Origin of the sequence: Paenibacillus sp. FSL M7-0420 (assembly GCF_038002345.1) — a bacterium.
Taxonomy (GTDB): Bacteria; Bacillota; Bacilli; order Paenibacillales; family Paenibacillaceae; genus Paenibacillus_AQ.
In genome coordinates, this window is record NZ_JBBOCJ010000001.1 from 7,447,100 (window position 1) to 7,460,825 (window position 13,726).

General features: G+C 55.0%; 13 protein-coding genes and 1 riboswitch. All 13 genes read left to right on the plus strand.

Annotated elements, in window-relative coordinates:
• Positions 1 to 8: 8 nt before the first annotated feature.
• The 13 genes from hisF to whiA all read left to right on the plus strand — a co-directional run bounded on the left by hisF (position 9) and on the right by whiA (position 13,717).
• Positions 9 to 767, plus strand: coding sequence for an imidazole glycerol phosphate synthase subunit HisF (gene hisF, locus MKX51_RS32235; protein WP_340945622.1), 759 nt, complete (start codon positions 9 to 11; stop codon positions 765 to 767).
• Positions 764 to 1,483 (plus strand): bifunctional phosphoribosyl-AMP cyclohydrolase/phosphoribosyl-ATP diphosphatase HisIE, encoded by a 720-nt coding sequence (hisIE, locus tag MKX51_RS32240; RefSeq protein WP_340995278.1) that lies wholly within the window; start codon positions 764 to 766, stop codon positions 1,481 to 1,483. Before hisF ends, hisIE begins: the two co-directional genes overlap by 4 nt.
• A 14-nt stretch (positions 1,484 to 1,497) precedes the next feature.
• On the plus strand, positions 1,498 to 2,325 hold the full coding sequence (gene hisJ, locus MKX51_RS32245) for a histidinol-phosphatase HisJ (RefSeq protein ID WP_340995279.1): 828 nt from the start codon (positions 1,498 to 1,500) through the stop codon (positions 2,323 to 2,325).
• Positions 2,326 to 2,348: 23 nt separating this feature from the next.
• Entirely contained in the window at positions 2,349 to 3,296 is a 948-nt protein-coding gene (locus tag MKX51_RS32250; RefSeq protein ID WP_036726251.1) for a ribose-phosphate diphosphokinase, read from the plus strand.
• A 254-nt stretch (positions 3,297 to 3,550) separates the two neighbouring features.
• Positions 3,551 to 4,999, plus strand: coding sequence for a tetratricopeptide repeat protein (locus MKX51_RS32255; RefSeq protein WP_340945618.1), 1,449 nt, complete (start codon positions 3,551 to 3,553; stop codon positions 4,997 to 4,999).
• Positions 5,000 to 5,045: 46 nt separating this feature from the next.
• Positions 5,046 to 5,999 carry a thioredoxin-disulfide reductase gene (gene trxB, locus MKX51_RS32260; RefSeq protein WP_076077056.1) on the plus strand — a complete coding sequence of 318 codons (954 nt, stop codon included), beginning with the start codon at positions 5,046 to 5,048 and terminating at the stop codon, positions 5,997 to 5,999.
• Positions 6,000 to 6,048: 49 nt separating this feature from the next.
• A riboswitch (TPP riboswitch) is annotated at positions 6,049 to 6,155 on the plus strand.
• A 151-nt stretch (positions 6,156 to 6,306) separates the two neighbouring features.
• Complete coding sequence (gene thiC, locus MKX51_RS32265) at positions 6,307 to 8,001, plus strand: phosphomethylpyrimidine synthase ThiC (protein WP_340945616.1); 1,695 nt, start codon at positions 6,307 to 6,309, stop codon at positions 7,999 to 8,001.
• A 168-nt stretch (positions 8,002 to 8,169) separates the two neighbouring features.
• Positions 8,170 to 8,397 (plus strand): DUF1858 domain-containing protein, encoded by a 228-nt coding sequence (locus tag MKX51_RS32270; protein ID WP_340995280.1) that lies wholly within the window; start codon positions 8,170 to 8,172, stop codon positions 8,395 to 8,397.
• A gap of 14 nt (positions 8,398 to 8,411) precedes the next feature.
• Complete coding sequence (locus MKX51_RS32275; protein WP_340945612.1) at positions 8,412 to 9,674, plus strand: DUF438 domain-containing protein; 1,263 nt, start codon at positions 8,412 to 8,414, stop codon at positions 9,672 to 9,674.
• 200 nt (positions 9,675 to 9,874) lie between these two features.
• Positions 9,875 to 10,825 carry an ROK family glucokinase gene (locus MKX51_RS32280; RefSeq protein WP_036690067.1) on the plus strand — a complete coding sequence of 317 codons (951 nt, stop codon included), beginning with the start codon at positions 9,875 to 9,877 and terminating at the stop codon, positions 10,823 to 10,825.
• Between the two features lie 45 nt (positions 10,826 to 10,870).
• The gene (rapZ, locus tag MKX51_RS32285; RefSeq protein WP_036690069.1) at positions 10,871 to 11,770 is read left to right on the plus strand and encodes an RNase adapter RapZ; all 900 of its coding nucleotides are present in this window, start codon (positions 10,871 to 10,873) and stop codon (positions 11,768 to 11,770) included.
• Between the two features lie 57 nt (positions 11,771 to 11,827).
• On the plus strand, positions 11,828 to 12,769 hold the full coding sequence (locus tag MKX51_RS32290; RefSeq protein ID WP_200869550.1) for a gluconeogenesis factor YvcK family protein: 942 nt from the start codon (positions 11,828 to 11,830) through the stop codon (positions 12,767 to 12,769).
• 18 nt (positions 12,770 to 12,787) lie between these two features.
• On the plus strand, positions 12,788 to 13,717 hold the full coding sequence (gene whiA, locus MKX51_RS32295) for a DNA-binding protein WhiA (protein ID WP_036726258.1): 930 nt from the start codon (positions 12,788 to 12,790) through the stop codon (positions 13,715 to 13,717).
• Positions 13,718 to 13,726: the final 9 nt, after the last annotated feature.

Below are 13,726 nucleotides of genomic sequence, written 5' to 3' on the forward strand. Positions count from 1 at the left end.
GTCTTGGGATGTTGGCGAAACGGATTATTCCCTGTCTGGATGTGAAGGACGGGCGTGTGGTAAAAGGCGTGAATTTTGTGAATCTGCGCGATGCCGGAGATCCGGTGGAGCTTGCGGCGCTGTACGACCGCGAGGGCGCGGATGAGCTGGTATTCCTGGATATTTCCGCTTCTGTGGAAGGCAGGGCGACCATGATTGAAGTGGTGCGGCAGACGGCGGGTGAGATTGCCATTCCCTTCACGGTGGGCGGGGGCATCTCGACCCCGGAGGATATGAAGCGGATTCTGCGTGCCGGAGCGGACAAGATCGGCATTAACACGGCCGCTGTCAATAATCCCCGGCTGATTCTGGAAGGGGCCCGTCACTTCGGCTCCCAGTGCATTGTAGTGGCGATGGATGCCAAATATAATGAGGCTTGGGGCGAATGGGAAGTGTATACGCACGGCGGACGTACGCCCACGGGCATCCGGGCCTTGAACTGGGCCAAGGAAGCTGAGCGGCTGGGGGCCGGCGAGATTCTGCTTACAAGTATGGATGCGGACGGGACCAAGGACGGCTTCGACCTGAAGCTGACGGCGGCAGTCAGTGATCTGCTGAGTATTCCAGTGATTGCTTCCGGCGGGGCCGGGAGAATTGAACATTTCTATGATGTATTTACGGAAGGCCGGGCAGATGCCGGACTTGCGGCAACCATTTTTCACTATAAAGAGATTGCTATTCATGATCTGAAGGCTGATCTGAAGCAAAGAGGAGTAGAGATCCGATGAGCGAGGATAAAAAGACTATTGCACAGAGCCAGCAAGAGGCAGTGTCCGGCATCCGCTGGAATGAATCAGGCCTGCTGCCTGCTGTCATTCAGGATGCGCGCACCCTGGAGGTATTAATGTTCGCCTATATGAATCCTGAGTCGCTGCAGCGCTCCCTTGCGAGCGGCCAGACCTGGTTCTGGAGCCGTTCACGCAGCGAGCTGTGGCATAAGGGGGGGACGTCTGGCAATACGCAGGCGATCACCTCGATCCATTACGATTGTGACAGCGATACGCTGCTGGTGAAGGTAGTGCCGGAGGGACCGGCCTGCCATACCGGGGAGAACAGCTGCTTCTTCCGCGAGGTTCCGCTTGATTCACCGGCAAACGTAACTGACACTGCCGGGGCTGCCGTGAACGCTGCTGAAGCAGAGAGCGGCCGGTTTGCAGTACTCGGGGAGCTGGAGCGTGTTATTGCCGAGCGTGAGGTGAACCGTCCTGAGGGGGCGTATACGACCTATCTGTTCGACAAGGGCGTGGACAAGATCCTGAAGAAGGTCGGTGAGGAAGCCTCCGAGACGATCATTGCCGCCAAAAACAAGGATAATGCCGAGCTGCGCCTGGAGGTCAGCGATCTGATCTATCACCTGCTGGTGCTGCTGCAGGAGCGCAAGCTTCCGCTGGATGAGATTCTGGAAGAGCTGAGCGCCCGCCATGAACGGCCTCGCCGCGATTAGGAGGAACTTTCAGCATGCACATCGATTATCATACCCATCATGAACGCTGCGGTCATGCGGTCGGGAAGCTGGAGGAGTATGTGCAGCGGGGCATCGCTCTGGGGCTTGAGCAGCTCGGGCTGTCGGATCATCTGCCGCTTATCCATGTCGACCCGGACCACTACTATCCCGAGATGGCTATGCCTCTTGCGGAGCTTCCGCGATATGTGGAGGAATGCCTTACGCTGAAGGAGCGCTACCGGGGCACGATTGAGCTGCGGGTCGGGCTGGAGGCGGATTATATTGAGGGATATGAGGAACAGATCCGCGAGCTTTTGGCACCGTATCCCTGGGATTATCTGATTGGTTCGGTGCATTTCCTGGGAGAATGGGATATTACCGACCACCGGCAGACCCATGGCTGGGAAGGCCAGGATATAATGGCGGTATACCGCAGGTATTATGATGCTGTACAGAAGTCGGCGTTATCGGGATTATATGATATTATAGGACATATGGACGTCATCAAAAGGTTCGGTTACGGACCCCGGACGCCGGAGGACCTGGCGGAGGCCAGAGCGCTTGAGCTGGATACGCTGAAGATCATCGCCCGCAGCGGAACCGCCATGGAGCTGAATGCTTCCGGGCTGACCAAGCCGTGCGCCGAGATGTTTCCGGCAGAGCATGTGCTGGTCCAGGCGCTGGCGCTAGGCATTCCGCTCACGGTTGGCTCTGATGCGCATGATCCCATGAAGCTGGGAGACGGCTTAACAGAGGCCCGGGACATGCTCTGGCGCACCGGCTTCCGCGAACTGGCCGTCTTTGAAGGACGCCGCCGTACATCCGTTCCGTTCAATATATAAATTTATAATCCCAGGAGGGTACTATGCATCATCAATTACGGATTTTTTCCGGTTCGTCGAATCCGAAGCTTGCCGCTGATATTGCGGAGCGCCTTGGTGCGCCGCTTGGCCAGATCAAGTTGACCCGTTTCAAAAGCGGCGAGATTTATGTGCATTATGAAGAGAGCATCCGGAACTGCGACGTATTTTTGGTGCAATCCCTGGCTCATCCGATTAACGAGCTGTTTGTAGAGCTGCTGGTCATGATTGATGCCGCCAAGCGCGCATCGGCCAGAACGGTGAACATTATCGTTCCCTATTACGGGTACGCCCGGCAGGAGCGTAAGTCCGCACCACGTGAGCCGATCTCGGCCAAAATGGTCGCCGATGTGCTGACCACCGCCGGCGCAACGCGCGTCATTACGATTGATCTGCATGCTGCAGCCATACAGGGATTCTTCAATATTCCGGTGGATCATCTGACTGCGCTTGATCTGATCAGCGGTTATCTGAAGGTGAAGGGGCTTACCGATCTGGTCGTGGTCTCCCCGGATGCGGGACGCGCGTCTATGGCGGAGAAGCTGGCCAGCCGGCTGGATTCGCCGTTCGCCATCATGATCAAGAAGCGTCCGGCGCATAATGAATCGGTGATTACGCATGTCATTGGTGATGTGGAAGGCAGGACGCCGATCATTATCGAGGATCTTATTGATACCGGAACGACTATCGTCAATGTGGTGGAGGGCCTGAAGGAGCGGGGCGCCCGGAACAGTATCGTCTGTGCTACGCACGGACTGTTCTCCGGGGATGCGCTTGAGCGGATGGATCATCCCAATATCGACGAGATTGTCATTACCGATTCGATTGCCCTGCCGGACGAGCATTCCAGCAGATTCGCAGTGCTCTCGGTAGCTCCCATGCTGGCTGAGGCCACTCGTATTATCATCGAGGGCGGTTCCATAGATAAGCTGTTCAGAGACGCGGGGATTTAACTCCCGCGTCTTTTTTATTGTGAATGAGGCACAAGATAACCTATCCTTCTATTTCTCGCTGAAACGGGTGCCGTCCCTGAAAGGACGGCAAAGCCGTTTCCACTTGAGCTTTTCCCTCCCGTCAGCTCTCTCCCTGAGACTTGAGAATCTCGTTGCCACATGTGGTATACTGTGTGAAGAAGACAGCCGAGACCATAAATGGAAACGAACAGGTAAGGCTAGGGAAGCTGAAACAAGGGAGGTGCCTTGCTTCCATGATAGAGAGAACTTCAGAGAATGTCGCGGAGCACAGTAATGTCATTCCGGTCACTCTGGATGCCAATTTTTTCTTTGAAAGAGCCGTTCGGTCGCTGGACCGCTTTCAATATGATAAGGCATTAAGAAATTTTCGCAAAGCTGTTGAATATGAGCCGGATAATCCGGTGAATCATTGCAATATGGCGGGTATATTATCTGAGATGGGCAATTATACCGCATCTAACGAGATTCTTATCCATGTTCTGGAGAAAATCGACCCCGCTATGACGGAATGCCATTTCTACATGGCTAATAACTTCGCCAATATGGAAAGCTTTGAAGAGGCGGAGCGTTCGCTGGTCACTTATTTGGAAGAGGATGCTAACGGCGAGTTCATGACCGAATCCGAAGAACTGATGGAGCTGCTGCAATATGAGCTGAACCGGCCTGCTCCGCTGGTGCGTATCCGCAGCCGTGAGGGAGTCGTAGAGCATGATCGGGCGCGGAGTCTGCTGGAGGAGGGTAAGTTCCCTCAGGCTGTAGAACTGCTGGAGGAGATCACTGCGGGCACCCCGGATTTTTTGGCTGCGCATAATAATCTGGCACTGGCTCATTTCTATATGGGCCGGTTCGCCAAGGCGAAGGAATGTCTGAATGAGGTGCTGAAGCAAGACCCCGGCAATCTGCACGCTCTGTGCAATATGGCCATCTTCCTGCAGTATGCAGGAGATAAGGAACAGCTTGCGACGCTGCTGGGTATGCTTGAAGCAACGGTGCCGTTCCATCAGGAGCATGTATTCAAAATGGCTACAACCATGGGTATCCTGGGCCGGCACGCTGCCGCTTACAGCCATTTCCGCCGTCTGCTGAAGGACGAGGAGGTCGCCGGAGACGCCGGGCTGTATCATTACTGTGCCGCGGCGGCAAGCAATAGCGGAAGACATGATGAGGCACTGCGCTGCTGGAGACAGGCAGCCAAGCTGGACCCTGCTTCCGCTGTCCCGGCGTTCTTCCTGTCCCAGCTCCAGCAGGCCCGGGCAGAAGGACAGCCTATGCCTGCAGTCAGCTATAACTATCAGCTTCCCTTCCAGGAGCAGCTGAAGCAGTGGAAGGGCAATACGGGCAGATTCACTGAAGAAGTGCGGAATAATCCGCTGCTGCGCGCCTCGTTCTTCTGGGCGCTGCGCTACGGCGATTCCGCTACGAAGCTTCAGGTGACCGAGGCTCTCCGCTGGATTGAGGACGAGGAGATGTCCGAGGTACTGCGCGGAGTTCTGGAGCAGGAGCCGCTGAAGGAGGACCGCCTGCAGGAGGCGGCATTGTTCAGCCTTCAGCGGCTGATCGGGGAGAACCTGAATGAAGCCGGCGGCTCGCCCGGCGAAGAGCAGGAGCCTGCGGCTGCTCCCGGACCCAAGGGGATGCTGCCCGGAACCGGCGGCTTATCGCCGTCCACTACCCGTATTTGAAGCAATTGCTGTTGTAAGAACACCTACTTGTAAGGAGGCCAATGTAATGTACAAAACGATTGTAATCGGAACAGGCCCGGCCGGGCTGACTGCCGCGATTTATCTGGCGCGTGCGAACCTGAGCCCGCTGGTCATTGAAGGCTTGCAGCCGGGTGGACAACTGACAACGACGACAGAAGTGGAGAACTTTCCAGGCTTCCCTGAAGGGATTCTGGGTCCGGACCTGATGGACAATATGCGCAAGCAGGCGGAACGCTTCGGCGCTGAATTCAAGAACGGCTGGGTGGAGTCGGTGGACTTCTCACAGCGCCCGTTCAAGGTGACCGTGGACGGGATGGGTGTACTGGAAGCAGAATCAGTTATTATTTCAACCGGGGCCTCTGCAAGATATCTGGGCATCCCGGGCGAGCAGGAGAATGTGGGACGCGGGGTCAGCACCTGTGCGACCTGTGACGGCTTCTTTTTCCGTAATAAAAAGATTGTCGTCGTCGGCGGCGGAGACTCCGCCATGGAGGAAGCCAGCTTCCTGACCCGCTTTGCGTCCAGCGTAACGCTGGTTCACCGCCGTCCCGAGCTGCGGGCCTCGAAGATCATGCAGGACCGGGCGCGTGACAACAGTAAGGTAACCTGGGCCTTGAACCGCACACCGGTTGAAGTAACGGTAGGAGAGACCGGAGTGAAGGGCCTTACGGTGCTTAATAATGAGACAGGTCTGACAGAGCTGGTAGAAGCAGACGGCGTGTTCGTAGCGATTGGACACACACCGAACACAGCCTTCTTGGGCGGGCAAATCAACACGGATGCTAATGGCTATATCGTGGTGAACCCGGGTACCACCGAGACCAACATCCCAGGCGTATTCGCCTGCGGCGATGTGCAGGATACGCGTTACCGTCAAGCGATATCGGCAGCAGGGACCGGCTGTATGGCCGCCATGGATGCCGAGAAGTTCCTGGAAGGCACGATGGTGCACGACTGGAGCGAATCGCTGGACAAATAACGGGTTTACAACAATTACCCAAACTGGTAAAATGCATTTAATTAGATAAGATACCCACTAGGGGAGCCTGAATAGGCTGAGACGGGAAAATTGAATTTCCGGACCCTTGAACCTGATCTGGATCATACCAGCGTAGGAAAGTGGAGTCGGACCTTTTTTGAATACAGTCTTATTTGGCTGTTCCTTTAATAAAGCCGCTCCAGGTGGAGCGGCTTTTTGACTTGCAGGAATCTATAGATTCTTCAGCTCAATCTGCTGCGTGACCTCTTATCTGATGAGTGTACAGAGCGAAGAGGAGGAGATTGAAATGACAGGAATGCTCAAGAACGAAGAGGTGAATCTTTCCGGATTCCCCGCGAGCCGTAAAGTGTATGTGGAGGGCTCACGCCCGGATATCCGGGTTCCGATGCGGGAGATCAGCCTCAGCAGAACCGAAGGCGTTGCCGGGGAAGAGGACAATGCTCCGCTGCGGGTCTATGACACAAGCGGTATGTACACGGATGCTGCGGAGGAGACGGACATTCGGAGGGGACTGCCGCCGCACCGTTCATGCTGGATTGAGGAACGCGGCGATTCGGAGGAATACACCGGAAGAGCCGTCCGGCCGGAGGATAACGGAATCCGCAGAGAAGGGGCTGCCGCAGAAGCTCATCCAGGACTGTGCAGGAATCCCCGGCGGGCCTATGCAGGCGGCAATGTGACTCAGCTGTATTATGCAAGGCAAGGGATCATAACACCGGAAATGGAATATATTGCGATCCGTGAGAATATCCGGCCGGAGTTCGTAAGGGATGAGGTGGCCGCTGGCCGCGCCATCATTCCGGCCAATATCAATCACCCGGAGAGTGAGCCGATGATTATCGGCCGTAACTTCCTCGTGAAGATCAATGCGAATATCGGAAATTCTGCGGTCACTTCTTCTATTGAAGAAGAGGTGGAGAAGATGCGGTGGGCAACCCGCTGGGGGGCAGATACCATCATGGATCTCTCCACCGGCTCTAAGATCCATACCACCCGGGAGTGGATAATCCGCAATTCTCCTGTGCCGGTCGGGACAGTGCCCTTATACCAGGCGCTGGAGAAGGTGAACGGCATAGCCGAGGACTTAACCTGGGAGCTCTACCGTGACACGCTGATTGAGCAGGCGGAGCAGGGAGTGGATTACTTCACCATTCATGCCGGGGTACTGCGGCGCTATATTCCGCTGACTGCCCGGAGAATGACCGGCATCGTATCCCGGGGCGGATCGATTATGGCCGCCTGGTGCCTGGCTCATCAGCAGGAGAACTTCCTGTACACACACTTCGAGGATATATGTGAGATTATGAAGACGTATGATGTGGCCTTCTCGCTGGGGGATGGCCTGCGTCCCGGCTCTATCGCCGATGCCAATGATGAAGCTCAGTTCGCCGAGCTGGAGACACTGGGAGAACTGACGCTACTAGCCTGGAAGCACGATGTTCAGGTCATGGTCGAAGGTCCGGGCCATGTGCCGCTGCACAAGATTAAGGAGAATATGGACAAGCAGCTTGAGATCTGCCACGAAGCCCCTTTCTATACCCTCGGCCCGCTGACTACGGATATTGCACCCGGTTATGATCACATCACTTCGGCCATCGGGGCAGCGATAATCGGGGGGCTCGGGACGGCGATGCTGTGTTACGTTACACCTAAGGAGCATTTAGGCCTGCCTGACAAGAATGATGTGCGCGAAGGCGTCATTACCTATAAAATCGCTGCACATGCCGCAGACCTCGCCAAGGGACATCCGGGGGCGCAGGACCGGGATGATGCGCTGTCCAAGGCGCGGTTCGAGTTCCGCTGGCGCGACCAGTTCCATCTCTCCCTCGACCCGGAACGGGCGCTCGCGTATCATGACGAGACCCTTCCGGCAGAGGGGGCGAAGCAGGCGCATTTCTGTTCGATGTGCGGTCCTAAATTCTGCAGCATGCGGATTTCGCATGATATCCGTAATTCTCATAGATGGAGCAAATCACTGTAATTTAGCTGCTAATATAGCGGAATCGCAACATTCTTAGGCTATCCCCCAAGCTGAAAGGCTTGCGGGGATAGTCTTTTTATAGTTAGTGATTACAATCACAATTCACCTCTGTGACCTATGCTAAGCTGTTGCTTGAGAAGAGTTCTCATTAGTGAGGTGTGCAAAAGGATGAGCAAAGCGTTGAAGCTGGATGAATCGGTCTTTGAGCTGGTAACCAGGCACCCGGAAGTGGTGGAGATCATGGTGGAGCTGGGATTCCGTGATATTGCGAAGCCTGGAATGCTGCAGACCGCAGGACGGTTCATGACCCTGTCTAAAGGAATGAAGTTAAAGAAAATAGAGCTGGAAACCGTTCGGCTGGCCTTTTGGCAGCATGGTTTCGAGATTATAGAATAGAAGGAGAGATTGCGATGAGCGAACTGATTAATAACCGCGAGGTCGATGTGCCGGAACAGACACGCCGCCAGGCTATGCTGAGAGAGATCATCAAGGAGCTGCATGCGGGCAAAAGCGTGGAGGAGGTTAAGGCGCGATTTGAAGAGGCGGTAGGCGATGTTACGGTGGAGGAAATCTCCGCCATGGAGCACTCCCTGATGACCGAGGAAGGCATTCCGGTAGAGGAAGTACAGCGCCTCTGCTCTGTGCATACGGCGATTTTCAAAGGCTCGATTGAACAGATTCACCGTTCTTCTAAGCCCGAGGAGCAGCCCGGTCATCCCGTGCATACGTTCAAGCTGGAGAACCGCGAGATCGAGCGTCTGGTCAACTTCCGGCTGGAGCTGCATGCAGATAAGTTCAAGAAGAACGCCAGCGAGGAGATTATTTTCAAGCTGCTGGAGGACCTTAGTCTGCTGCTGGATCTCGACAAGCACTACAGCCGTAAGGAGAATCTGCTGTTCCCTTACCTGGAGAAGTACGGCATATACGGTCCTACGAAGGTAATGTGGGGAGTGGATGACGGAATCCGCAATATGATCAAGGAAGCCAAGAAGGCGCTTAGCGCCTATAACGGGGACAGCGGGCAGATTACAGCCGCACTGGAGGAGATCATTAAGGAAGTCAATGAGATGATCTTCAAGGAAGAGAATATTCTGCTCCCGATGGCGCTGGATAAGCTGACTGAGGATGAGTGGGTCCGGATCGCCCGCGAAAGCGATGAAATCGGCTTCTGCCTGACTGCGCCCGACCAGGAATGGATACCGGAACGTGCAGCGGAGCCTGAGGGTGCTGATGTTCCAGCGGAAGAAGGGGAAGGCCTGTCCCCGCAGGGCTTCATCCGGTTCGAGACCGGACTGCTGTCGCTCCACCAGCTCGAGACGCTGATGAATCATCTGCCGGTGGACCTCACCTTTATCGATGAGAACGATGTTGTCCGCTACTTCTCGCATGGCAAGGAAAGGATCTTCGCCCGGACGAAGGCCGTTATCGGCCGCACCGTACAGAACTGCCATCCGCCGCAAAGCGTGCATGTTGTCGAGAAGCTGCTCGCTGATTTTAAGGCGGGAGTGAAGGATGCCGAGGATTTCTGGATTAACATCAAGGATAAATTCATCTATATCCGTTATTTCGCTGTACGGGATGCAGACGGCCGTTATATGGGGACGCTGGAATTCACCCAGAATATTGCACCGATCCGTGCCCTGGAGGGCCAGAAGCGAATTTTGTCCGAATAGCATTAAGGCATCTGGCACCCTACAATAGAAGAGAATGAACGGACTTTCTTGCCTGCCTGGTGAGAAAGTCTTTTTGTTAACAATAAGAACTGAAGCCCATTGCCCCGGGTGTATCGCCTTTCCTTGACCGCAGGGGAGGCTTCTATTATAGTGGGTACGTAGGATTAACTATTTTAGCATAGAAAAAGGTGGCTTGTAACATGTCTGAACATATCTACGTTGGCGTGGATTTAGGTGGTACCACGATTAAGGTTGGAATCTGTAATGCCGAGGGAAGCCTGCTGCACACTTACGAAGGTCCGACAGGGACTGCGGATGGCGTCGATGCTGTCATCGATAATATCGAGAAGTATGTACGCCAGATTGTGGAGGACTCTCCGTACTCCTGGGACCAGCTGGCTGGTGTGGGTGCGGGACTGGCCGGATTTACGAATATTCGTGAAGGTATCATCATCCTTGCGCCCAACATAGGATTTAGAGATGTGCCGATCCGCTCCATTCTGGAGGGTCGTCTGAACAAGCCAGTCAAAATAGACAATGATGCCAACGTGGCTGCACTGGGCGAAGCCTGGAGCGGTGCAGGGCGCGGCATAGAGAATTGTGTCTGCTATACGCTCGGTACGGGTGTCGGCGGCGGTATTATTATTAATGGTAAGGTGTATCAGGGCTTTGCCGGTCTGGCCGGCGAGCTTGGACATATCTCCGTGGTCCCCGATCTGGAAGCGATCCAGTGCGGCTGCGGGAACATGGGCTGTTTGGAAACCGTTTCCTCAGCGACAGGCATTATCCGCATGGCGAACGATGCTGTAGCACGCGGGGACCGGACCTCCTTGTCCACCGTTGAAAAAATCGCTGCGAAGGAAGTATTCGATGCCGCCAAGGCAGGCGATGAGGCTGCGCTGCGGATTGTGAACCGGGCGGCCTTCTACCTGGGTAAATCGATGGCCTCCGTTGCAGCGGTTCTGAACCCTGAAGTATTCATCGTCGGCGGCGGAGTCTCCAAGGCAGGCGATATTCTGTTCGATGAAGTCCGCCGGGTATTCGCCAAGCTGGCGCCTGCCCCTCTGCAGACCGGTGTTACGATTGTACCTGCAGCGCTTGGCAATGACGCCGGTATTATTGGTGCGGCAGGTCTGCTGCTGCGTTCTTAAAAGACCGGAATTATTCATATACTAATCATAGGGAGGGATGCTGTAATGACCGACCTCGAGCAAACCCTGCCCGCCCATGCCACCCTGATTATCATTACAGGCATGTCGGGTGCGGGCAAGACGATTGCCGTGCAGAGCCTGGAGGATCTGGGGTTCTTCTGCGTGGATAATCTTCCGCCTGTGCTAATCCCGAAATTCGCTGAGCTGATTGAGCAGTCCAAGGGTAAAATCGCCAAGGTGGCGCTGGTCATCGACCTCAGGGGGCGGGAATTCTTCACCGCCCTGTCGGAGTCTCTGGCCTACATCAAGGACGAGTCAACGATCGGGTGTGAGATCCTTTTCCTGGACGCCACAGATTCAGTGCTTGTACAGCGTTACAAGGAGAGCCGGAGGCATCATCCGCTTGCTCCGAAGGGCATGCCGCTGGACGGCATCCGCATGGAGCGCCAGATGCTGGAGGAGCTGAAGAATTCAGCTACCCTGTGTCTGGATACCAGCAGCATGAAGCCGGTTCAGCTCAAAGAAAAAATAGTGTCACGCTTCTCCCACCTCGGGAAAAGCACCCTCTCGGTTAACATTACTTCGTTCGGATTCAAGTATGGGATTCCGATTGATGCTGACCTGGTGTTCGACGTCCGCTTCCTGCCTAATCCGCATTATGTGGATCAGCTGCGGCCCAAGACAGGCCAAGACAACGAGGTGTACGACTACGTAATGAAATGGCCTGAAACGCAAGAATTCCTGACCAAGCTGCTAGATATGCTTCAATTCCTTATTCCGCAATACCGCAAGGAAGGCAAATCCCAGATTATTATCGGCATCGGCTGTACGGGCGGCAAACACCGTTCGGTAGCCATCGCCGAATACCTGGGCAAAATGCTGGGGGTTAGCGAGACGGAAGCGGTAGCAGTCAGCCATCGGGACTCCGAACGCGACCGGCATTGATGAGAGAAGGGATGAATAGTGGCTGAAGAACAAGGACAGCGTCCGAAGATCGTCGTGATGGGTGGCGGGACCGGGCTCTCGGTGATGCTCCGGGGGCTGAAGGAGAAGCCGCTGGATATCACGGCGATCGTAACTGTCGCAGATGACGGGGGAAGCTCCGGGATTCTGCGCAGTGAGCTGCAGATGCCGCCGCCCGGGGATATCCGCAACGTACTTACGGCTATGGCTGACGTTGAGCCTCTGATGGCACAGATTATGAAGTACCGCTTCAGCAGCGGAGAAGGCTTAGCCGGGCATAGCCTGGGCAATCTGATTCTGGCTGCACTGACTGACATCTCCGGGGACTTCGTTACAGCAGTCCGGGAGCTTAGCCGGCTGTTCGCCGTTCGCGGCCGGGTGCTGCCTGCGGCCGGAGAGGCGGTAATCCTGCATGCCGAGATGGCGGATGGAACCCTGATTACCGGTGAATCCAAAATCCCGGAGGCGGGCGGCGTCATCAAGCGCGTATTTCTGGAGCCGGTGGATGTTGAGCCGCTGCCGGAGGCGCTGGAGGCTATCCGCAACGCAGATGCTATTCTGCTCGGTCCGGGCAGTCTGTATACCAGCATTCTGCCGAATCTGCTGGTGCCGAAGCTGGCAGAAGCCGTGGTAGCTTCCGAGGCTATTAAGATTTTTGTATGCAATGTAATGACCCAGCCGGGTGAGACGGATAATTACACGGTTAATGACCATCTACAGGCCGTATATGACCATATCGGGCTGCATCTGTTCGATTATGTGATCGTCAATGACGGGGAGATCCCGGAGCAGGTGCAGATCAAATACGCCGAGAAGGGTGCCCGTCCGGTACAGCTTGACCGCGAGGCCGTGGATGGCAACGGGTATAAGGTGATTGCTGACAAGCTGGTATTATTCAAAACCTATTTGCGGCATGATACAGATAAGCTCAGTCACCATATTTTCCAGCTGGTGAAGGATTGGATTGACAGAAAGAGTTAAATGAAAGAGGTGAGCCCCTTGTCTTTTGCGGCCCTTACCAAAAAAGAGCTGACGATGGTCGAGAGCCAGCCCTGCTGCGAGAAAGCGGAAATGTCAGCGCTGATCCGAATGAATGGTTCGGTGCAGCTTTCGAGCAAAAAGGTGGTTCTCGACATTTCGACGGAGAACGCCGCGATTGCAAGGCGGGTATATTCTTTGCTTAAGAAATATTACCAGGTCCATATCGAGCTGCTCGTGCGTAAAAAAATGCGTTTGAAGAAGAATAACGTCTATATTGTAAGAATCCCGAACCAGGTCCAGGAGATCCTGAAGGATCTGCGGATTGTCTCTGAGGGCTTTATTTTCACGGATGGGATTGATGAAGAGATTGTCGGCAAGAACTGCTGCAAGCGTGCCTATCTGCGGGGTGCCTTCATGGCTGGCGGTTCGGTCAATAACCCGGAGGGCTCTTCGTACCACTTGGAAATCGCTTCCATGTATGAGGAGCACTGCAAGGCGCTCGTGGAGCTGGCTGGTGAATTTCACCTGAATGCCCGCTGCATAGAACGCAAAAAAGGCTTCATCCTATACATCAAGGAAGGCGAGAAGATCATTGAGTTCCTCAGTCTGATCGGCGCCCATCAGGCGCTGTTCAAATTCGAGGATGTGCGGATCATGCGCGATATGCGCAACTCGGTCAACCGGATTGTGAACTGCGAAACGGCCAATCTGAACAAGACGATCAGTGCGGCGGTACGCCAGATTGAGAACATCAAGCTGCTGCAGCGCGAGGTGGGTCTGGAAAGCTTGCCGGATAAGCTGCGGGAGGTTGCCGAGATCAGACTGGCACACCCGGATATTAACCTCAAGGAAGTCGGGGATATGCTGGGCGGGACAGTCAGTAAATCGGGTGTGAACCACCGTTTGCGCAAAATTGATGAGCTGGCGGACAAGGTCCGCGGCGGCTGATTATTTTTT

Coding starts and splice junctions, on each gene's coding strand:
- MKX51_RS32255 (WP_340945618.1), top strand. CDS start 3,551: ATGATAGAGAGAACTTCAGAGAATGTCGCGGAGCACAGTAATGTCATT.
- hisF (WP_340945622.1), top strand. CDS start 9: ATGTTGGCGAAACGGATTATTCCCTGTCTGGATGTGAAGGACGGGCGT.
- MKX51_RS32275 (WP_340945612.1), top strand. CDS start 8,412: ATGAGCGAACTGATTAATAACCGCGAGGTCGATGTGCCGGAACAGACA.
- rapZ (WP_036690069.1), top strand. CDS start 10,871: ATGACCGACCTCGAGCAAACCCTGCCCGCCCATGCCACCCTGATTATC.
- thiC (WP_340945616.1), top strand. CDS start 6,307: ATGACAGGAATGCTCAAGAACGAAGAGGTGAATCTTTCCGGATTCCCC.
- trxB (WP_076077056.1), top strand. CDS start 5,046: ATGTACAAAACGATTGTAATCGGAACAGGCCCGGCCGGGCTGACTGCC.
- MKX51_RS32250 (WP_036726251.1), top strand. CDS start 2,349: ATGCATCATCAATTACGGATTTTTTCCGGTTCGTCGAATCCGAAGCTT.
- hisIE (WP_340995278.1), top strand. CDS start 764: ATGAGCGAGGATAAAAAGACTATTGCACAGAGCCAGCAAGAGGCAGTG.
- MKX51_RS32280 (WP_036690067.1), top strand. CDS start 9,875: ATGTCTGAACATATCTACGTTGGCGTGGATTTAGGTGGTACCACGATT.
- MKX51_RS32270 (WP_340995280.1), top strand. CDS start 8,170: ATGAGCAAAGCGTTGAAGCTGGATGAATCGGTCTTTGAGCTGGTAACC.
- MKX51_RS32290 (WP_200869550.1), top strand. CDS start 11,828: ATGGGTGGCGGGACCGGGCTCTCGGTGATGCTCCGGGGGCTGAAGGAG.
- hisJ (WP_340995279.1), top strand. CDS start 1,498: ATGCACATCGATTATCATACCCATCATGAACGCTGCGGTCATGCGGTC.